Here is an 18,636-nt window from a genome sequence, read left to right as displayed (position 1 = left end):
GATTCGCCGTTGTCCTGTGTCGCCTGCGCGCAAGGTTACGGCAATGGCTGGCAGGAGGCGGATTGTGCGGGCAGGCGCGGGGTGGGAGCAAGGCACGGAAATGAAAAAGCCGGGCAAAGCCCGGCTTCGTGATCGCTGATGAGCCGTTGGTCGTGCCGTCTCAGGGCTTCGGCAGCGGCACCGGCGAATCCGCCAGCGAGTTCAGATAGGCGACGACATCGGCGCGGGTCTCGGGCTTGGCGATGCCGGCGAAGGCCATGATCGTGCCGGGCACGTAAGCCTTCGGGTTCTTCAGGAAATGGTCGAGCGCGTCGGCGTCCCAGGTCTTCTCGGTGCGGCCCTTCATCGCGGCCGAATAGCCGAAGCCGGCGACCGAGCCCTCGTTGCGGCCGAAGACGCCGAAGAGATGCGGGCCGACCTTGTTGGCGCCGCCCTTGTCGAAGGTGTGGCAGGCCTTGCAGGCGGCGGTGGCCTTCTCGCCCTTGGCGATGTCGGCCTTGGCGAGGCGCACCGCGATCGGCTCTTCCGCCACGGCGGCGGCCGCTCCGCCTGCTGCAGCAGGCTCCTCGCTCGGCAGCTCGAAGCCCGACACGGCAGGCTTGCGCGGCGCGAAAACGATGCCGGCCGTCATGTTGAGGCCCATCACGACGAGCAGCGTGGAAAGAACCGCGCCGGCAATCTTGTTGGCTTCGATGTTCATCGTGTCCGAACCCTGGGAGCCTTCCGCGGCCGAGGCGCGGGAGACGAGATAGCGCTTGGCCGGAGTCTTGAAAGGCTCCAGCTTCCGCCGTTGCTTAACCGCTTTGCGCGCTTCATTGCAACTCGTATAAGCACGCACTCTTTGAGACTTTTTGCCGCCACCGGTTTTCACCGGCGGTAGCCCAGCCGAGCACGCTTCAGAAAATGGCCCATCCGCTGATCCTGATCCCGGCCCGCATGCAGGCGACGCGCCTGCCCGGCAAGCCGCTTGCCGATATCCATGGCGAGCCGATGATCGTCCATGTCTGGCGCCGTGCCGTCGAATCCGGGGCCGGGGACGTCGCGGTGGCGACCGATGCGCCGGACATCGCCGCCGCGATCGAGGCGGCCGGCGGCAAGGCGGTGATGACCAGCGCGGATCACCAGACCGGCTCGGACCGGATCAAGGAGGCAGCCGACATCCTCGATCCGCAGCGTCATTACGACATCATCGTCAATGTGCAGGGCGATTTCCCGACGCTGGCGCCCTCAGCCATCGCCGCGGCGGTGAAGCCGCTCGCCGATCCGGCTGTGGATATCGCGACGCTGGCCGGCGTGATCGATGACGAGGAGGAAAAGACGGCGCCGAGCGTCGTGAAGCTCATCGGCAGCGAGATCGCGCCGGGCCATATGCGCGCGCTCTATTTCACGCGGGCGACTGCACCTTATGGCGAGGGACCGCTCTATCACCATGTCGGCCTCTACGCTTATCGCCGCGCCGCGCTCGACCGTTTCGTCAGCCTGCCGCAATCGCCGCTGGAGCTGCGCGAGAAGCTGGAGCAATTGCGCGCGCTGGAAGACGGCATGCGCATCGACGTCATGGTCATCGACCACGTGCCGCGTGGCGTCGATACGCCCCCCGATCTCGATCGCGCCCGCGCGATCCTGAAAGCGCGCTGAAGCCGGATCGGCCAAACCGCGTCATAACAAGAAGCCGAGGAGCCTGAAGTCGTCCCATGTCCTTCGTCGTGTCTTATCAGGGTGAGCCCGGAGCGTTCTCTTCGCAGGCAGCCCTCCAGGTGTTTCCGGACTGCGAGCTTCTGCCCTGCGCCACCTTCGAGGACGCGCTCTCTGCCGTCAGCGACGGCAAGGCCCGCTACGGCATGATCCCGATCGATAACTCGATCGCCGGCCGCGTCGCCGATATCCATCATCTGCTGCCGCGCTCGGGCCTGCACATCATCGGCGAGCATTTCCTGCCGATCCGCTTCCACCTGATGGCGGCGAAGGGCGCGACGCTGGCGACGATCCAGACCGTGCAGAGCCACATCCATGCGCTCGGCCAGTGCCGGAAGATCATCCGCAAGCTCGGCCTCAAGGCCGAGGTCGCCGCCGACACCGCCGGCTCCGCCCGTCAAGTCGCCGAGGCCAATGACATGACGCGCGCGGCCATCGCCCCGCGCATCGCGGCGGAGGTCTATGGCCTCGACATCCTGATGGAGGATATCGAGGACGAGAAGCACAACACCACGCGTTTCGTCGTGCTCTCCAAATACCCGGAATATGCCCGGCAGGGCGTGGGCAAGACCGTGACGACGCTGATGTTCCGCGTCCGCAACATCCCGGCCGCGCTCTACAAGGCGATGGGCGGCTTCGCGACCAACGGCATCAACATGACCAAGCTGGAAAGCTACATGGTCGATGGCCATTTCTCGGCGACGATGTTCTATGCCGATGTCGAGGGGCACCCCGACGACCCGGCGCTCCGGCGCGCGCTCGACGAACTCTCCTATTTCTCCAAGGAGATGAAGATCATGGGCGTCTACCCCGCCAATGATTTCCGCTCGACGATCGAGGAAGCCGGCGAGTAACGCGCGCTTGGCGGCCTATCGGGGAAGGCGTCAGTCGCTGACGCCTTCCTGCCCCTCGATGGCCATCAGCGTCGCGGTCAGCAGCGCGACGAGTTTCTCTTGTCCGCCGGTCTGAGCGAACACCTTGGCTTGGGCGAGGGTCAGCGTCCGGCCGCTCTTCACGACCTCGCCGCGCGCGATGATGCGCTCGCCCATGGCTGGCGCGACGAGATTTATCTTGAACTCCGTCGTCAACACGCCGCGTCCGGGCGGCATCAGGCTCAAGCCGGCATAGCCTGCGGCCGAATCGGCGATGGCGCTGACGGCGCCGGCATGGACGAAGCCGTGCTGCTGCGAGACGGCCGGGCCCGGTATCAGGACGATCTCGACAAAGCCCGGCGCGACGCTGCCGAGGCTGGCCCCCAGCGTCGTCATCAGGCCCTGCCTGGCGAAGCTCGACCGGATGCGCTCCTCGACGTCACGCAGCTCAGAGGACATGTCCGGCTCTCCAGGATGGGCGGACTAGATGCGCTCGCCTTCGAGCGCCCAGGCTCGCACCAGCGTGTTGGCGATGGCGATATGCTGCGGGCAGGCGAGGCCGTCGGGATGCTTGCCCTCCAGCATCTGCAGCACCTCTTCGCGCGGGAACCAGCGGCCTTCTTCCAGCTCGGTCAAGTCGAGCGTGATCTCGTCGCCCAGCGCCTCGGCGATGCAGCCCATCATGATCGAGGAGGGGAAGGGCCAGGGCTGCGAGGCGAGGTAGCGCACGGCACCGACCCTGAGGCCCGCCTCTTCCCAGCTCTCGCGCCTGACCGCGTCCTCCAGCGTCTCGCCCGGTTCGACGAAGCCGGCGATGCAGGAATACATGCCCGGCGCGAACCGGGCCTGACGCGCCAGCAGGCAGGCATCGCCGCGCGTCACCAGCATGATCACGACCGGGTCGGTGCGCGGGAAATGCATCGCGCCGCAGGATGTGCATTCGCGCCGCCAACCCGAGGCGCCGGCGACCGTCTGTCCGCCGCATTGCGCACAGAAGCGGTGGCGGGCGTGCCAGTCGAGCACGGCCTTGGCCTCACCGAGGGGGCCGACCTCGTCCTCCGGCACGATGCGCTTCAGCGCGACCGAGCGCAGGTCCGTGACGAACAGCTCGGCCCGCTCCTTCAGCGGCTCGGCCAGCGCCTTGTCGAGCAGGCGTCCGAAGCGGGGCGTGCCGTCCTCGGCCAGCCCCATGAAGATTTCCTCAGTGGCCGGGCCGAGGATTTCGGCCTCGCCATGGCTGAACCAGACCGAGAAAGCATCGCCGTCGAGGCGCTTCAGGATCGGCGTCTCGCCGGCGACGACCGCGATCCGCGTGTCCGAGCGGTGGCGCAAGGCCGTCACCGCATTGGGCTGGTTGCGCAGGTCTTCGCGCCGGTCGAGCCGGTTGATCGCGAAGCCTGTGAGGGAGGAGCGTTCGCGGCGAGGCAGGGCGTCGTTCATGATACGGGTCTAGACCCGCTCCGCCTCGCCGCGCAAGCGCGTCTCACGCCTCCCCGCGTCCGCGCAGGAGGTGGATGATGCCGGAGAAATCCGTGCCGCCTTCGCCCCAGGCATTGTGCAGGCCGAAGAGCTGCGCGGCGGCCGCGCCGAGCGGGGTCGAGGCGCCTGCCGCCTGCGCCGCTTCCTGCGCCAGCTTCAGATCCTTCAGCATCAGCGCCGAGGCGAAGCCCGGCTTGTACTCGTTATTGGCCGGCGAGGTCGGCACCGGGCCGGGCACCGGGCAATAGGTGGTCAGGGACCAGCACTGGCCGGACGAGGTCGAGGCGACGTCGAACAGCGCCTGATGCGACAGGCCGAGCTTCTCGCCGAGCACGAAGGCCTCGGAGACGCCGATCATCGAGATGCCCAGGATCATGTTGTTGCAGATCTTGGCCGCCTGGCCGTTGCCGGCGCCGCCGCAATGCACGATCTTGCGGCCCATCTTGGCGAGGATCGGCTCGCCCTTGGCGAAGGCATCCTCGCTGCCGCCGACCATGAAGGTCAGCGTCGCGCCCTTGGCGCCGCCGGTGCCGCCCGAGACCGGGGCATCGAGCGAGAGGCAGCCGCGCTCGGTCGCCAGCGCATGGGCCTTGCGGGCGCTCTCGACATCGATGGTCGAGGAATCGATCAGCAGCGTGCCGGGCTTCACCGCCGGCAGGATGTCGCCCCAGACGGCGAGCACATGCTTGCCGGCCGGCAGCATCGTCACGACGACCTCCGCCTCGGCCACCGCCTCCTTGGCCGAGCCCGCGATGCCGACGCCCATCTCGGCCGCGGCATCCTTCGAGGCCTGCGCGAGATCGAAGGCTTTGACGCTGTGCCCGGCCTTGACGAGATTCCCGGCCATCGGGCCGCCCATATTGCCGAGGCCGATGAAGGCGATGTTGGTCATGCTGCGCTTCTCCCGATGTTGTCTTGGTGTCATCCCGGACGCCGCAGGCGATCCGGGATCGTCGTCAGAAAAAGGTGCCTATTCGTCATGCGATCCCGGATCGCCTTTCGGCGTCCGGGATGACCGCCTTTGGCGGTCAATTCCCCTTCGATCGACCAACCAGCCCGCGCGCGACGATCATGCGCATCACCTCGTTGGTCCCCTCAAGGATCTGGTGGACGCGCAGGTCCCGAACGATCTTCTCGATGCCGTAATCGGCGAGATAGCCGTAGCCGCCATGGATCTGCAGGGCGTGGTTGGCGACCTCGAAGCCTGTATCGGTGGCGATGCGCTTGGCCATGGCGCAGAGCTTGGTCGCGTCCGGCGTCTTGGCGTCGAGGGCAGCAGCCGCGCGCCAGAGCAGGCTGCGGGCCGCTTCCAGCTCGGTCGCCATGTCGGCGAGCTTGAACTGCAGCGCCTGGAAATCAGCGATCGCCGAGCCGAAGGCCTTGCGCTCCCTGGCATAGGCGAGAGAGCGGTCGAGCGCGCCCTGGGCGCCGCCGAGCGAGCAGGCACCGATATTGAGCCGCCCGCCATCGAGGCCTGCCATGGCGATCTTGAAGCCGATGCCTTCCGGGCCGAGACGGTTGGCCACCGGCACGCGGCAGTTCTCGAAGATCACGGCCCGCGTCGGCTGGGCGTTCCAGCCCATTTTCTTCTCGTTGACGCCGAAGGAGAGGCCGGGCGTGTCCTTCTCGACGACGATGGTCGAGATGCCTCCGGGGCCGGCCTCGCCGGTGCGCGCCATCACGACATAGACGTCCGAGACGCCGGCGCCCGAGATGAACTGCTTCTGCCCGTCGAGGACATAGTGGTTGCCGTCCAGCACGGCCTTGGTCTTCAGAGCTGCAGCGTCCGAGCCGGCGCCGGGTTCGGTCAGACAGTAGCTCGCCAGATGCTCCATCGTGCAGAGCCTAGGCAGGAAACGCTGCCGCTGCTCGTCCGAACCGTAGCGGTCGATCATCCAGGCGCACATGTTGTGGATCGAGATATAGGCCGCGACCGTCGGGCAGCCGGTCGAGAGCGCCTCGAAGATCAGCGCGGCGTCGAGCCGCGTCAGGCCGGAGCCGCCGACATCGTCGCGGATATAGATGCCGCCCATGCCGAGCGCCGCGGCGGCGCGCATCTCCTCGATCGGGAAATGCTTCTCCTCGTCCCAGCGTGCGGCATGGGGTGCCAGTGTCTCGGCGGCGAAGTCCTGCGCCATGTCGCGGATGGCGATCTGGTCCTCGGTCAGGGAAAACGGGCTCAAGGCTTGCGCTCCTGCTGGATGGGGGCGGCGGGCCGCGGCGTCGCGGCCTGAGATTACGGCTGCGGGTAAGCCCCGCCATAGGCCTTGGCGCGGCCACGATGCGGCGACCGGGCCGAGTCGAGGGCAACGAAATCCTCGGCCGTCGCGGCTTCCCCGGGCTTGCCTATGAAGACGCGCGGTCCCTTGTCGGTCACCACTACGTCGCCATAGGCGAGATCGCCGCGGAGGAACGTATCGACCGTCACGGGCGGGGGAGGGGGCGATGGCAGGCTCGCCTCGAACTCCCGTCGCAACCGGCCTTCCTCGATCATCCGTTCGAGATAGTCCTGGCTTCGGGCCCTCGCCGCATCGACCCGCTGGCGCCAGAGCTGGCGGCAACGGGTCAGTTGCGTTTCGTGCAGGGTGAGGGTGCCGTTGGCGGCCGCGTCGCAGAGCAACTCCTCGGCCGAAGGAGCGGCGTCGGGCGCGGGGCTTTCCGACCGGGCCTGCAGCGGTCCGCAGAGAAGCAGGAGCGACGATGCGATGATCCGCAGTGGTCGCTCCATGGGCTCCTCCGTCGGTGGCGCCTCAGTTCATCGTCGGGATGACGAAGCTCGCACCGTCCTTGATACCGCTCGGCCAGCGCGCCGTCACCGTCTTGGTCTTGGTGTAGAAGCGGATCGAGTCCGGCCCGTGCTGGTTGAGGTCGCCGAAGGAGGAGCGCTTCCAGCCGCCGAAGGTGTAATAGGCCAGCGGAACCGGGATCGGCAGGTTGATGCCGACCATGCCGACCTGAACCTTCGAGGCGAAGTCGCGCGCCGCATCGCCGTCGCGGGTGAAGATCGCCGTGCCGTTGCCGTATTCGTGGTCGTTGGTGAGCTTCAGCGCCTCTTCATAGGTGTCGGCGCGCAGCACCGAGAGCACCGGCCCGAAGATCTCTTCCTTGTAGATGCGCATGTCCTTGGTGACGTTGTCGAACAGGCAGCCGCCAACATAGAAGCCGTTCTCGTAGCCCTGCATCTTGAAATCGCGGCCGTCGACCAGCAGCTTGGCGCCTTCCTGGACGCCGACATCGACATAGGACTTGATCTTCTCCATCGCCGCCTTGGTCACGACCGGGCCGTAATCGGCGTTGACGTCGGTCGAGGGGCCGATCTTCAGGCTCTCGACGCGCGGGATCAGGCGCTTCACCAGCTCGTCGGCGGTGCCCTTGCCGACCGGGACGGCGACCGAGATCGCCATGCAGCGCTCGCCGGCGGAGCCGAAGCCGGCGCCGATCAGGGCGTCGACCGTCTGGTCCATGTCGGCGTCGGGCATGATGATCATGTGGTTCTTGGCGCCGCCGAAGCACTGCACGCGCTTACCGTTGGCACAGCCGCGGCTGTAGATGTATTCCGCGATCGGGGTCGAGCCGACGAAGCCGACCGCCTTGATCTCGGGATTGTCGAGGATCGCGTCGACCGATTCCTTGTCGCCGTTAACGACGTTGAGGATGCCGGGAGGGCCGCCCGCCTCGATGAAGAGTTCGGCGAAGCGCATCGGCACGCCCGGGTCGCGCTCGGACGGCTTCAGGATGAAGGCATTGCCGCAGGCGATCGCGGGGCCGAGCTTCCAGAGCGGGATCATAGCCGGGAAGTTGAACGGCGTGATGCCGGCGCAGACGCCGAGCGGCTGGCGCATCGAGTAGATGTCGATGCCGGGGCCGGCGCCGTCGGTGTACTCGCCCTTCATCAGGCCGGGCACGCCGAGCGAATACTCGATCACCTCGACGCCGCGCTGGATGTCGCCCTTGGCGTCGGGAATGGTCTTGCCGTGCTCGCGGGCGAGCAGCTCGGCGAGCTCGTCATTGTTCTGCGCGATCAGGTCGAGGAACTTCATCAGCACGCGGGCGCGGCGCTGCGGATTGGTCGCGGCCCATTTCGGCTGCGCCTCGGCGGCGTTCTGCACGGCGGCGTCGAGCTCGGCGGCCGAGGCGAGGGCGACCTTGCCGATGATCGTGCCGTCCATCGGCTGGTAGATGTCGGCCGTGCGGCCTGAAGTCCCCGCGACATGCTTGCCGCCGATGAAATGCCCAACCTGACGCATCGCGTCCTCCCTACGAATTGGTGGTGTGTTGATCTTGCTATCTCCCCTACCATTCTCGTTTGCGCACGGCTATAGCGAGTGTGAAACGCTGGTCGTGCGTAAACACAAATATGGGAGAGAGCCTTGGAGCGCTTCGACTGGGACGACCTCCGCTTCTTTCTGGCCGTGGCACGCTCGGGGAGGCTTACGGCTGCTGCGCGCCGGCTTGGCGCCGACCATGCCACCGTCTCGCGCCGCATCACCTCGCTGGAGGAGGCGCTCAAGGCCAAGCTCTTCGAACGCCGCCCTCAAGGCTACACGTTGACCGCCCATGGCGAGCGCCTGCTCGCCAAGGCCGAGAGTATGGAGACCGAGGCGCTGGCGATCCAGAGCGATATCGGCGGCGCCGACATGGCGCTGTCCGGCACGGTCAGGATCGGCGCGCCCGACGGCTTCGGCACCTCCTTCCTGGCGCCGCGGCTGGCGCTGTTCGCCAAGTCCTATCCGGGGCTGGAGATCCAGCTCATCGCCATGCCGCGCCTGCTCTCGCTGTCGAAGCGCGAGGCCGATGTCGCGATCACGCTCGCTCCGCCCAAGGAAGGCAAGGTCGTCGCACGCAAGCTTTCGGACTATCGCCTCGGCCTCTACGCCTCGCCGGAATACCTGGCCTCGATGCCGCCGGTGACCAAGCCGGAGGATCTCTTCGAGCACCGCATCATCGGCTATATCGACGATCTCATCTTCTCGCCTGAGCTCGACTATCTCGACGAGGTCGCCAAGGGCCTGCGCGCCCATGTCCAGAGCTCGAGCGTCATCGCCCAGATGAATGCCGTGACGGCGGGCGCCGGCATCGGCGTGATCCATCATTTCATGGCGGAAGGGGAGAAGCGGCTCGTGCCCGTCCTGCCCGAGACGGTCTCGATCACGCGCTCATTCTGGCTGCTGGTCCATGCCGACCTGAAGGACGTGGCGCGGGTGCGCGCCATCGTCGATTTCGTCGTCCGCGAGGTCAAGGCCTCACGCGCCCTGCTGATGGGCGAGCACAGGTCGGAGCCGCGCATCGCGGCCGAGTAGCGCGGGGGCGAAGCCTTATGGCTTGAGCGGTAGCCCGCCGTGATAGGCGGCAAGGAAGCGCTCGGACGATATCAGATCGGCCAACGCTCGCAGGTTTCCCGCAACCGTCGGGCCAAGCGTCGTCTCGATCCGGCCATTGGCATCGGCCCAGCGTGAGATGGCCTGCTGCATGAGGCTCCGGCCGGCAGGGGTGAGGGTCGCCCGCTTGCTGCGCCGGTCTTCCAGGTCGGGCTGAAGCGCGACGAGACCATCCCGAACCAGCGGGCGCAACGCATGGGTCAGCGCCGAGATCTGGACAAGCTGGTGTGTTGCGATCTCGTTGAGCGTCGGCCCCTTGTCCTGTTCGCTGAGCCCGTTGATGGCGACGAGCAGCCCGAACTGGGTCGCCTTGAGGCCGAGCGGCGAGATGGCATCGTCATAAAGTTGGCCGAGCCGCCGCGTCGCGCGGCGCAGGGCGGTATTGGTGCAGGCGAGCGCGAGGGCTGCTTCCGGAAGGACGCTGGGAGTGGCGCAATCATCCGCCTCAGTGGCCGGGATCTGATCCATGATCCTAAAATAGTTGAGCCCCGCACTATTGAAAGAGGGGTAGCGCGCCCCATTTGATTGAGCACTCAACAAAAAAAGTTGAGTGCTCAATCAACGAGGTTTGCATCATGAGCACGCTTTCCCACCGCAAGCTCGCCGTCATCACCGGCGCTTCCGCCGGCATCGGCGCTGTCTACGCTGATCGCCTCGCCGCCCGCGGCTATGATCTGCTGCTGATCGCGCGCCGGCGCGACCGGCTGCAGGAGGTCGCTGACCGCATCGTCTCGGCCCATGCCCGCAAGGTTGAGCTTCTGGTCGCCGATCTCGCGGACGAGGCCGATCTCGCACGGGTCGAGCAGAATCTCGTCGCGCGGGACGATATCGAGCTGTTCGTCAACAATGCCGGCATCGCCCGTTTTGCGCCGATCGCGAAGGCCTCGGTCGCGGATTCGATCGCGCAGATCGCGCTGAACGTCACGGCGCTGACCCGGCTGACTCATGCGGTCTTGCCGGGCCTCGTCGCCCGCAACCGTGGCACGATCGTCAACATCGCCTCGATCCTCAGCCTCCACACGCTGCCGCATAGCGCGGTCTACAGCGCGACCAAGGCGTTCGTGTTGGCCTTCTCGCGCGGCCTGCAGGCGGAAGTCGAGGGGACGGGCGTGACGGTCCAGAGCGTGCATCCGCCGGCGACGGCGACCGACATCTGGGAACTGGCGGGCGTGCCGCTGGAAAGCTTCGACCCCGAGAAGGTGATGGTCGTGGATGAGCTCGTCGATGCGGCGCTGGCCGGGCTCGACCGAGGCGAGACCATCACCTGGCCGTCGGTGGCCGATGAAGGGCTCTGGGTCGGCTTCGAGCAGGCTCGCGGCGCCATCATCGCGGCATCGCAGACTCGCAAGCCGGCGCCCCGCTACGTCGCCTGAGAAGAATGGCCGGTCGGCAAGTCGCTTCGTCGCGAGGCGGTTTGCCGCGCCTCAGGCGGCGGTGCGGACCCTGTCGCGCCCATCCTGCTTGGCGACGTAGAGCGCCTCGTCCGCCTGGCCGAGACAGGTCTCGAGCATGGCATCGGGCGTGAGCGCGGCGACGCCGATCGAGACCGTAAGCGGCAGGGTTTCCCCGTTGATGACGAGGGGCGAGCCGGCAATGGCTGCGCGGATGTCGCCGCACAGGCGCTCGGCCTCGGTGAGATCGGCGCCCGGGAAGATGATGGCGAACTCCTCGCCGCCGATGCGGGCGAGCAGATTGAAGCCGCGCTCGGCCATGGTGCCGAGCGTCCGCGCGACGGCCGTCAGCGCCTTGTCGCCGCCGTCATGGCCGTGGCGGTCGTTGAGCCGCTTGAAATGATCGATGTCGAGAATGGCGACCGAGATCGGCAGGCCCATCTCGCGGGCTTCGCTGACAAGCTGCCGGCCGCGGGCGAAGAAATGCCTGCGATTGAACAGGCCGGTAAGGAAGTCGCGCGCGGCGAGATCCTGCAACTGCCGGAGCTGGTCGAGAACCTCGACATTGGAGGCGATGCGGCATTGCAGCTCCTCCAGCACGAAGGGGCGAGAGACGAAGTCATGTGCGCCGGCCTTGAGGAAGCCCGCCGAGGTCTGCCGGTCGGTGGAGGAGGAGATGCCGAGGACACGCACGTCCGGATGATGGCGGCGGATGCGCCGCGCCAGCTCGAACCCGTCCATGTCCGGCATGTAGTAGTCGCTGACGACGAGCTGGATATCGGGATTGCTTCCCAGGATCGTCAGCGCTTCCTGCCCGGAGCCGGCCTCGACCACGGCATATTGCTGGATCGACAGCATCCGCGCGAGCACCTTACGGGTGGTACGGGTATCGTCGACGACGAGGATGCGGGTATTGCGGTTGTTCAGCGCCCGCTTGACCGTGCCGACGAGGTTGGGAAGGGCGAATTCATTGTCCTTCAGGACGTAGTCGATGACCTCCCGCTCCATGTTCCGGCCGCGCGTCGCGAGGTCGAAAGTGGCGGTGAAGACGACCGAGGGGATGCCGTGCGTCACGGTCCAGTCGAGCGCCTCGCCGCGCGGCGCGTCTGGCAGGTTGAGGTCGACGACCGCGATCGCATAGGCGCCGGGCGCGGCGACGATCAGGTCGCTGACCTCCTTGAGCGAGGCGCAGGTCGTGACCGGCAATCCGGTCTCGGCCTGGAGCATCTGCCGCAGCGCGAGCGAGAATGTCCGCGAGTCCTCGATGACGAGGATCTGTCGATCGTCCGGTACGGGCTCCGGCCTGGCCTGCAATGTCTGATGGGCACCCATGCTCCATCTAGGGCGCTCGCAAGTTTAATTTTCCGTCACATCTGCCCGTCAGGCCTTATGAGACCCGTCAAATCCGCCATGGCAGGATATTGTGCTGCCGGTTGCGGCCGATCAGGTCGAGCACCAGCATAACCACGAGGATGACCGCGCAGGCGCTGATCGCGACCGCTGCCGCCTCGCCGGCGAGACCCGCTTCCTTCAGACTGAACAGCACGACGCCGAGCGTCTCGGTGCCCGAGGACCAGAGCAGCGCCGAGACGGTGAGTTCGTTGAAGGCGACGAGGAAGACCATCAGCGCCGAGACGGCGGCTGCCGGCGCCAGGATCGGGGCGACGATGAAGCGCAGCATCTGCGTGAGGCCGGCACCGTCGAGCTTCGCTGCATCCTCGTGATGCGCCTCGATCTGCGCCATCGCCGCGACCGGCGCCTTCAGCGCCAGCGGCAGGAAGCGGGCGAGATAGGCGAAGAGGATGATGAAGGGCGTGCCGTAGATGCTGACGCCGATCAGCGGCAGCGGCTTCAGGAAGATCAGGATGCAGGCGATGGCGAGCACTATGCCGGGCAGGGAATAGGGCAGTTCGATCATCAATTCGACGCCGCGCCGGAGCTTGCCGAGCCGCCGCTCCAGCGCATAGGCGAAGACGATCGCGAGGATGGCGAGGATCAGCGCGGCGCTGCCCGCGAAGAGCAGCGAATTGCGGAAGGCGCGCATGGTCACGGCCTGCCGGAACAGAACTTCCGTGAACTTGTCGACGGTCAGCGTCTGCCAGGAGAGTTGAACGCCGAGTGCCGGCGTCAGCGCTTCACTCAACAGGGCGAGCAGCGGCAGGCCGAGTTTCAGCGTGAGCAATAGCCAGAGGCCGGCGGCGACGAAGGGGCGGGCCGGGCCGAGCAGCCAATACGGCTCGAGCGGTCGCTCGATCTCGACCTTGCCGCGCTGATTGCGGGCGGCGAGCGCGGCCGCGACGATGCCGAGTGCCGCGACCATGCCGACGAGCACGGCGAGAGCCGCCGTCTCCCCGAGGCTCGAGGGACCGAAGCTCGACAGCCGGCGGTAGATCAGGGTCGGCAGCGTCAGGTAGTTCACGGGCAGGCCGAGCAGGGCAGGGATGCCGAAATTGCCGACGCCCGCGACGAAGGCGATGAGCCCGGCGGCGATGATCTGGGGCCGCAGCACCGGGATGACGATCCGGGTGGTGATGGTCGCGGGCGCGGCGCCTTCCATCTGCGCGGCTTCGACCAGCGACTGCGGAATGCTGCGCAGCCCGGTCCAGAGCGTGATCGCGACGAGCGGCGCATGATGCAGCGCCATGACGAGGATGATGCCGCCGCGCCCGAGCAGCGGGTTCGGCGTGCCGGGCGGCGGCGCGAGGCCGATCAGCGACAGGATTGGCGAGTTCGGTGCGAGCAGGCTGAGGAAGGCGAGCGCCGCCACCTGCGGCGCGATCATCATCGAGAACACGAAGGCGAAGGCGAGCGGGCGCTTGCCCCTGACATCGGTGACGCCGAGCGCCAGCGCGACGATGCCACCGACGAGGAGTGCGCCGAGCGCCGAGAGCGAGGCCGTCTCCAGCGTGTGCCAGGTCGCGGTGACGGCCGCGCGGCTCGTCATCTCCGCGAAGGCCTCGCCCGGCGCGAACTGCCAGCCGGGCGCGAAGGCAGCCAGCACCAGCCGGAAGAAGGGCAGGCCGCCGAGCAGCAGCGCGACCGCGACGACGAGCGCCGGCAGGCCCCAGCCTTCCGGCAGGCGCAGACGCGAAACCGGCGGGGCCGCGATCGCGGGCTCCCGCCGGCTGTTTCGGGCAAGGGCCAGCGTCATGGCGCCGGCCGCTGCGACAGCAAATCCGGCATCACTCGAAGATCGAACCGAAGCGCTTGCGGGCGGCGGTCTCGTCGGCGAGCGCCTTGGCGGCGTCGAAGGCCATCAGCTTGATCGCGCTGCGGGCGGGATAGCCGGCCGGCAGGGCGACGTCCGGATGCGCCGCGACATAGCCCTGCTTCAGCGCGAGCTCCTGGCCCTCCTTCGAGAGCAGGAAGTTGATGAAGGCCTTGGCGGCTTCCGGGTTCTTGCTGCTCTTCAGGATCGCGACCGGCTCGCTGACGGCGGAGACGCCCTCGCTCGGGAAGACGAACTCGACCGGCGCGCCCTTGGCCTTCTCGCGGATCGGCATGAAGTCGACGATCATGCCGTAGAGCTTCTCGCCGGTGGCGACCTGGCGCAGGATGTCGCCATTGGCGCCGGCGGCCAGCGTGCCGTTCTCCTTGAGCTTCTCGTAGAAGCCCCAACCGTCCTTGAGATTGCTGGTCAGCGTGATCGTATGGATCAGGGCGGCGCCCGAGTTCAGCGGGCTCGGCATGGCCAGCTGGTTCTTCGCCTCCGGCTTGACGAGGTCGGTCCAGCTCGCGGGCTTCATCGTGGCCTTGGTGTTGTAGACGATGCCGGTGGTGATCAGCTTGGTCGCGAACCACATCTTCTGCGGGTCGTGGATGCCGGCCGGATAGGCCGCGACATTGGCCTTGTCATGGGCGAGCAGGCGGCCGTCTTTCTTGAGGCCTTCCATCGTCACGGCATCGGCGATGAGCAGCACGTCGGCCTGCGGGGCACCGGCCTCGAACTCGGCCTTCAGTTTCGCCATGACGCGCGGCGTGCCGTCGCGCACGAAGGAGACATCGACTTTGGGATACTTCGCCTTGAAGGCGTCGATGGTCTGCTGGGCGTCGGTATTGGGCTGGCTGGTATAGAGCACCAGCTTGCCCTCAGTGGCGAGGACCTGCGGCGCGGCCGCCAGGCCCGCCGCGAGAATGAAGGCGCTCAGGGCCTTGCGCTGCATGTCGGAACTCCATCTCTTGATCGCTATTGCGAGATGGCGCTGCCGGTAGACCTGCCACATGACAGTTCCATGAAATGGCCGAATGTTTCTCCAGTGGAACGGTTGTGCAGCCTGGAATTAGAAATACTATTTTCGGCGAGCGCGCCGGCTTGTTTCGTGCAGGGCTTTTCGATTAGGGTCGCGGCAAGACGACCATAAGGTCGCTTTAAAACGGTTTAAACGGGAGGATATCGGATGAAGCTTGTACGGCATTTTGCCATGGGAACGGCTGTCGCGGCGGTGGTCGCGGGCTGGTCCGGCGCCGCCATGGCGCAGGAGACGCTGACGGCCTGGTTCACCAAGGGCTTCTACAAGGGCGAGGACGACGCGCTGCTCGCCGTCGTCGACAAGTTCCAGAAGGCGACGGGCGTCAAGGTCGAGCTCTCGCTCTACGCGACCGAGGACTGCGTCACCAAGTCGGTCGGTGCCGTCGATGCCGGCACGCCGCCGGATGTCGGCTTCTGCACCACCTATGATTTCCGCACCACCGGCAAATGGGCCTATGACGGCAAGCTCGAGGACGTCTCGGACGTGATCGAGCCGCTGAAGGGCGAGTTCCAGCCGATGGCGCTCTCGACCACCTTCCTGATGAACGGCAAGGCCGGCAAGAAGTCATACTATGCCTTCCCGGTCGAGCAGCAGATGATGCACATCACCTACTGGAAGGACATGCTGGAGGAGGCGGGCTTCAAGGAAGCCGACATCCCGAAGACCTGGGACGGCTATTGGGACTTCTGGTGCGACAAAGTCCAGGGCGCGATGCGCGCCAAGGGCAAGCGCGTCTACGGCATCGGCCACCCGATGGGCATCGCAGCATCCGACACCTTCTATTCGTTCCTGACCTTCGCCAACGCCTATAACGCCAAGGTCGTCGACGAGAACGGCAAGATCGTGCTCGACCAGCCCGAGAACAAGAAGGCGATGGTCGAGGCGGTGAAGTCCTACGCCAACGTCTTCCAGCGCGGCTGCACGCCGCCGTCCTCGGTGAACTGGCTGGACCCCGACAACAACGTCGCCTTCCACAACCGCACCACCGTCGCCACGCACAACGCCACGATCTCGATCGCCGGCAAGCACATGGACGACATGAACAACCAGGCGCTGACCGCCGAGCAGCGGGCGACGGCCAAGAAGAACTACGAGGACAACATCCGCACCGCCGAGTTCCCGCTCAAGGCGGACGGCAGCAAGATGACCAACCTCGCCGCCGTCAAGACCGCGGTGATCTTTGCCGAAGCCAAGAACAAGAAGCGCGCCAAGGAGTTCATGGCCTTCTTCATGAAGGACGAGAACCTGCGTCCCTTCGTCGAGGGCTCGGCCGGCCGCTGGGTGCCGACGACGCTGAAGGCGATCGACGCGCCGTTCTGGTCCGACGGCAAGGACCCGCATCGCGCGGTCGTCTACAAGCAGTACAAGGACGGCACGGTGCCGTTCCAGTTCGTCTACAACTACAACTTCACGACCGTGAACGCCGAGAACGTCTGGGCCAAGGCCGTGAACCGCGTCGTCCAGGACAAGATCCCGGCCGAGCAGGCCGTGGACGAGATGATCGCCCGCATCAAGCAGATCGCCGGCTGAGCGTCGGCCCGAAAAGTGGCTCCCACTTTTCGGGCCAAGCCGATGCTAGGACAGTAGAGCCCGGCGCTCGTTCCGCTTGCATCGAGAACCCGCCGCGGCAAGGATTGCCGCGGCGTATCTTTCACAGGGTGATGAAGTCACGGAGAGTCCATGAGCACAGCCGCCATGACCGCGCCGCTAGCGGCGCCGCGCGATGACGCATCGGGGTTCACGCGCGACCGCGCGATGTGGGGGGCGATCATGCTGGCGCCCTATGTGCTCGTCTTCGCCGTCATGGTGGTCTATCCGGTGGCCTATGGCCTCTGGCTCGGCCTGAACTGGAATTCCTACCGGGCGCTCTTCGCCGACCCGATCTTCATCCGCACCGTCGTCAACACGATCATCTTCCTGTTCGTGGCGGTGAACCTGAAATTCCTGATCGCGCTCATGCTGTCGGGCTTCTTCGTGCAGCAGCGGCCCTGGATCCGCATCGTCCTGGTGCTGTTCATCCTGCCCTGGGCGGTGCCCTCGATTCCGACCATCCTGTCCTTCCGGGTGATGCTGAACCCCGAGAACGGCATGCTGAACCAGCAGCTCTTCCAGTGGTTCGGCATCATGGAGGGGCCGGGCTGGCTCACCGATCCGACGCTCGCCTTCATGTCCTCGATCTTCGTCCACATCTGGAAGTCGCTGCCGTTCTGGACGCTGATCCTGATCACCGGCCGGCTCGCCATTGCGCAGGACCTCTATGAGGCCGCAAGCGTCGACGGCGCCAATCGCTGGCAGCAGTTCCGCTTCATCACCTGGCCTTCGCTGGCGACGCTCTACGTCACCTCGACCATGCTCTCGATGATCTGGACGCTGGGCGACTTCAACAGCGTCTACCTGCTCACCGGCGGCGGGCCGGGCGATCTCAACCACGTGCTGGCGACGCTCGGCATCCGCTACATGCGCAACAACAATCTCGATCTCGGCATCGCCTCGATCATCGTCGCCATGCCGCTGATCCTGCCGATGGTCTTCGTGATGGTGAAGCGCCTGTCGAAGGGGCCGGACGCATGAAGAAGTTCCTCGACGAAGGCAAGCTGCTGCTGGTCGCGATCCCCGTCCTCGTCTGGACGCTGCTGCCGATCTACCACCTCTTCGTGCTCTCGATCTCCAACCAGGAATCGATGCTGGCCGGCAAGCTCTGGCCGGACAAGCCGACGCTGCAGAACTTCCAGATCGTCTTCGCCCAGCAGCACTATTACCTGCATAATTTCTGGCGGCAGATGTTCAACAGCTTCTTCATCGCGGTCGCGACCGGGCTGATCACGCTCTTCGTCGCCACCTTCGCGGCCTTCGCCATCGCGCGCCTCAAGGTCAGGGGCGGGCGCACGATGATGAACCTCGCGCTCGCGACCTACCTGATCCCGGCCGCGTTCCTCGCCATCCCCATGTACAAGGCGATGGGCTCCTACGGGCTGCTCAACACGCAGGCCTCGCTGATCCTCGCGATGGTCGCGCTGGCTTCGCCCTATGCGATCTGGGTGCTGAAGCAGGCCTCCGACAAACTGCCCAAGGAGCTCGACGAGGCCGCGGTGATGGATGGCGCGACCTCGATCCAGCTCTTCCGACTGGTCTATCTGCCGCTGATGAAGCCCTCGATGGTGGTGATCGGCATCTATGCGCTGCTGCTCGCCTGGAACGAGTATCTCTACGCCTTCCTGCTGCTCTCCTCGGAGAAGGCGGTTCCGCTCGCGGTGGGCCTCGGTCTCTTTCTCTCGGCCGACGATGCGCCCTGGAACCTGCTGATGGCGGCGGGCTTGCTCTATGCCATCCCGCCGGCGGTGATCTATTACCTGTTCCGCAAGAACATGGTCGGTGGCCTGACCTCGGGCGCGGTGAAGAGCTGAAGCTGGTGTCTTGCCGTCATTCTCGGGCGAAGCGCAGCTTCGACCCGAGAATCTCAGGCGGGGAAAAGCGCCCTTCCTTCCAGAGATGCCCGAGTCAGGCCCGGGCATGACGCGCGGGTGATTCCGCCGCATGGCCGGATTGCTTCATTGCCCTCGCCATCGCCGCG

General features: G+C 66.2%; 18 protein-coding genes. 7 read left to right on the top strand and 11 right to left on the bottom strand.

What is annotated here, in order from left to right:
* Positions 1 to 160 precede the first annotated feature (160 nt).
* The gene (locus AC3WMA_RS05975; RefSeq protein WP_492284452.1) at positions 161 to 700 is read right to left on the bottom strand and encodes a c-type cytochrome; all 540 of its coding nucleotides are present in this window, start codon (positions 698 to 700) and stop codon (positions 161 to 163) included.
* Positions 701 to 903: 203 nt separating this feature from the next.
* Between AC3WMA_RS05975 and AC3WMA_RS05970 the strand changes: the two genes are divergently transcribed.
* Both AC3WMA_RS05970 and AC3WMA_RS05965 read left to right on the top strand, forming a co-directional pair.
* A complete protein-coding gene (locus AC3WMA_RS05970) occupies positions 904 to 1,638 on the top strand; it encodes a 3-deoxy-manno-octulosonate cytidylyltransferase (protein ID WP_492284451.1) in 735 nt (244 codons plus the stop codon).
* 56 nt (positions 1,639 to 1,694) lie between these two features.
* Complete coding sequence (locus tag AC3WMA_RS05965; RefSeq protein WP_492284450.1) at positions 1,695 to 2,549, top strand: prephenate dehydratase; 855 nt, start codon at positions 1,695 to 1,697, stop codon at positions 2,547 to 2,549.
* A gap of 30 nt (positions 2,550 to 2,579) precedes the next feature.
* Here AC3WMA_RS05965 and AC3WMA_RS05960 read toward each other — a convergent pair whose 3' ends face one another.
* The 6 genes from AC3WMA_RS05960 to AC3WMA_RS05935 all read right to left on the bottom strand — a co-directional run bounded on the left by AC3WMA_RS05960 (position 2,580) and on the right by AC3WMA_RS05935 (position 8,293).
* Positions 2,580 to 3,026, bottom strand: coding sequence for a PaaI family thioesterase (locus AC3WMA_RS05960; protein ID WP_492284449.1), 447 nt, complete (start codon positions 3,024 to 3,026; stop codon positions 2,580 to 2,582).
* 24 nt (positions 3,027 to 3,050) lie between these two features.
* Positions 3,051 to 4,007 carry an NAD(+) diphosphatase gene (gene nudC, locus AC3WMA_RS05955; protein WP_492284448.1) on the bottom strand — a complete coding sequence of 319 codons (957 nt, stop codon included), beginning with the start codon at positions 4,005 to 4,007 and terminating at the stop codon, positions 3,051 to 3,053.
* Between the two features lie 43 nt (positions 4,008 to 4,050).
* The gene (gene mmsB, locus AC3WMA_RS05950) at positions 4,051 to 4,938 is read right to left on the bottom strand and encodes a 3-hydroxyisobutyrate dehydrogenase (RefSeq protein ID WP_492284447.1); all 888 of its coding nucleotides are present in this window, start codon (positions 4,936 to 4,938) and stop codon (positions 4,051 to 4,053) included.
* Between the two features lie 136 nt (positions 4,939 to 5,074).
* The gene (locus AC3WMA_RS05945; RefSeq protein WP_492284446.1) at positions 5,075 to 6,229 is read right to left on the bottom strand and encodes an isobutyryl-CoA dehydrogenase; all 1,155 of its coding nucleotides are present in this window, start codon (positions 6,227 to 6,229) and stop codon (positions 5,075 to 5,077) included.
* A gap of 53 nt (positions 6,230 to 6,282) precedes the next feature.
* The gene (locus AC3WMA_RS05940) at positions 6,283 to 6,774 is read right to left on the bottom strand and encodes a hypothetical protein (protein WP_492284445.1); all 492 of its coding nucleotides are present in this window, start codon (positions 6,772 to 6,774) and stop codon (positions 6,283 to 6,285) included.
* A gap of 22 nt (positions 6,775 to 6,796) precedes the next feature.
* Positions 6,797 to 8,293, bottom strand: coding sequence for a CoA-acylating methylmalonate-semialdehyde dehydrogenase (locus tag AC3WMA_RS05935; RefSeq protein WP_492284444.1), 1,497 nt, complete (start codon positions 8,291 to 8,293; stop codon positions 6,797 to 6,799).
* Positions 8,294 to 8,416: 123 nt separating this feature from the next.
* Here AC3WMA_RS05935 and AC3WMA_RS05930 point away from each other — a divergent pair, with 123 nt between their 5' ends.
* Positions 8,417 to 9,346, top strand: coding sequence for a LysR family transcriptional regulator (locus tag AC3WMA_RS05930; RefSeq protein ID WP_492284443.1), 930 nt, complete (start codon positions 8,417 to 8,419; stop codon positions 9,344 to 9,346).
* A gap of 15 nt (positions 9,347 to 9,361) precedes the next feature.
* Here AC3WMA_RS05930 and AC3WMA_RS05925 read toward each other — a convergent pair whose 3' ends face one another.
* The gene (locus AC3WMA_RS05925; protein WP_492284442.1) at positions 9,362 to 9,892 is read right to left on the bottom strand and encodes a MarR family winged helix-turn-helix transcriptional regulator; all 531 of its coding nucleotides are present in this window, start codon (positions 9,890 to 9,892) and stop codon (positions 9,362 to 9,364) included.
* A gap of 107 nt (positions 9,893 to 9,999) precedes the next feature.
* Here AC3WMA_RS05925 and AC3WMA_RS05920 point away from each other — a divergent pair, with 107 nt between their 5' ends.
* Entirely contained in the window at positions 10,000 to 10,797 is a 798-nt protein-coding gene (locus tag AC3WMA_RS05920) for an SDR family NAD(P)-dependent oxidoreductase (RefSeq protein ID WP_492284441.1), read from the top strand.
* A gap of 51 nt (positions 10,798 to 10,848) precedes the next feature.
* Here the strand turns inward: AC3WMA_RS05920 and AC3WMA_RS05915 are convergent, their stop codons facing one another.
* From AC3WMA_RS05915 to AC3WMA_RS05905, 3 genes are all read right to left on the bottom strand, one after another.
* Positions 10,849 to 12,147, bottom strand: coding sequence for a GGDEF domain-containing response regulator (locus tag AC3WMA_RS05915; RefSeq protein WP_492284440.1), 1,299 nt, complete (start codon positions 12,145 to 12,147; stop codon positions 10,849 to 10,851).
* A gap of 67 nt (positions 12,148 to 12,214) precedes the next feature.
* Positions 12,215 to 13,966, bottom strand: a complete 1,752-nt coding sequence (locus tag AC3WMA_RS05910; protein ID WP_492284439.1) for an ABC transporter permease — start codon at positions 13,964 to 13,966, stop codon at positions 12,215 to 12,217.
* A 31-nt stretch (positions 13,967 to 13,997) separates the two neighbouring features.
* Positions 13,998 to 14,978 (bottom strand): ABC transporter substrate-binding protein, encoded by a 981-nt coding sequence (locus tag AC3WMA_RS05905; RefSeq protein WP_492284438.1) that lies wholly within the window; start codon positions 14,976 to 14,978, stop codon positions 13,998 to 14,000.
* 234 nt (positions 14,979 to 15,212) lie between these two features.
* Between AC3WMA_RS05905 and AC3WMA_RS05900 the strand changes: the two genes are divergently transcribed.
* From AC3WMA_RS05900 to AC3WMA_RS05890, 3 genes are all read left to right on the top strand, one after another.
* Positions 15,213 to 16,595 (top strand): ABC transporter substrate-binding protein, encoded by a 1,383-nt coding sequence (locus AC3WMA_RS05900; RefSeq protein ID WP_492284437.1) that lies wholly within the window; start codon positions 15,213 to 15,215, stop codon positions 16,593 to 16,595.
* A gap of 165 nt (positions 16,596 to 16,760) precedes the next feature.
* Entirely contained in the window at positions 16,761 to 17,636 is an 876-nt protein-coding gene (locus AC3WMA_RS05895) for a carbohydrate ABC transporter permease (protein WP_492284756.1), read from the top strand.
* Positions 17,633 to 18,469, top strand: a complete 837-nt coding sequence (locus AC3WMA_RS05890; protein WP_492284436.1) for a carbohydrate ABC transporter permease — start codon at positions 17,633 to 17,635, stop codon at positions 18,467 to 18,469. The genes AC3WMA_RS05895 and AC3WMA_RS05890 overlap by 4 nt, the downstream gene beginning before the upstream one ends.
* The last annotated feature ends 167 nt before the right edge of the window (positions 18,470 to 18,636 follow it).

The organism is Allobosea sp. FW305-C-101 (assembly GCF_058783685.1).
This window is presented reverse-complemented; position numbering and strand designations above follow the sequence as displayed.

Excerpts from the sequence above, each read along its gene's own strand:
- AC3WMA_RS05890 (WP_492284436.1), top strand. The coding sequence starts at position 17,633 with ATGAAGAAGTTCCTCGACGAAGGCAAGCTGCTGCTGGTCGCGATCCCC.
- AC3WMA_RS05965 (WP_492284450.1), top strand. The coding sequence starts at position 1,695 with ATGTCCTTCGTCGTGTCTTATCAGGGTGAGCCCGGAGCGTTCTCTTCG.
- AC3WMA_RS05925 (WP_492284442.1), bottom strand. The coding sequence starts at position 9,892 with ATGGATCAGATCCCGGCCACTGAGGCGGATGATTGCGCCACTCCCAGC.
- AC3WMA_RS05940 (WP_492284445.1), bottom strand. The coding sequence starts at position 6,774 with ATGGAGCGACCACTGCGGATCATCGCATCGTCGCTCCTGCTTCTCTGC.
- AC3WMA_RS05915 (WP_492284440.1), bottom strand. The coding sequence starts at position 12,147 with ATGGGTGCCCATCAGACATTGCAGGCCAGGCCGGAGCCCGTACCGGAC.
- AC3WMA_RS05900 (WP_492284437.1), top strand. The coding sequence starts at position 15,213 with ATGAAGCTTGTACGGCATTTTGCCATGGGAACGGCTGTCGCGGCGGTG.
- AC3WMA_RS05960 (WP_492284449.1), bottom strand. The coding sequence starts at position 3,026 with ATGTCCTCTGAGCTGCGTGACGTCGAGGAGCGCATCCGGTCGAGCTTC.
- mmsB (WP_492284447.1), bottom strand. The coding sequence starts at position 4,938 with ATGACCAACATCGCCTTCATCGGCCTCGGCAATATGGGCGGCCCGATG.
- AC3WMA_RS05905 (WP_492284438.1), bottom strand. The coding sequence starts at position 14,978 with ATGCAGCGCAAGGCCCTGAGCGCCTTCATTCTCGCGGCGGGCCTGGCG.
- AC3WMA_RS05970 (WP_492284451.1), top strand. The coding sequence starts at position 904 with ATGGCCCATCCGCTGATCCTGATCCCGGCCCGCATGCAGGCGACGCGC.
- AC3WMA_RS05935 (WP_492284444.1), bottom strand. The coding sequence starts at position 8,293 with ATGCGTCAGGTTGGGCATTTCATCGGCGGCAAGCATGTCGCGGGGACT.
- AC3WMA_RS05895 (WP_492284756.1), top strand. The coding sequence starts at position 16,761 with ATGACCGCGCCGCTAGCGGCGCCGCGCGATGACGCATCGGGGTTCACG.
- AC3WMA_RS05920 (WP_492284441.1), top strand. The coding sequence starts at position 10,000 with ATGAGCACGCTTTCCCACCGCAAGCTCGCCGTCATCACCGGCGCTTCC.
- AC3WMA_RS05975 (WP_492284452.1), bottom strand. The coding sequence starts at position 700 with ATGAACATCGAAGCCAACAAGATTGCCGGCGCGGTTCTTTCCACGCTG.
- nudC (WP_492284448.1), bottom strand. The coding sequence starts at position 4,007 with ATGAACGACGCCCTGCCTCGCCGCGAACGCTCCTCCCTCACAGGCTTC.
- AC3WMA_RS05910 (WP_492284439.1), bottom strand. The coding sequence starts at position 13,966 with ATGACGCTGGCCCTTGCCCGAAACAGCCGGCGGGAGCCCGCGATCGCG.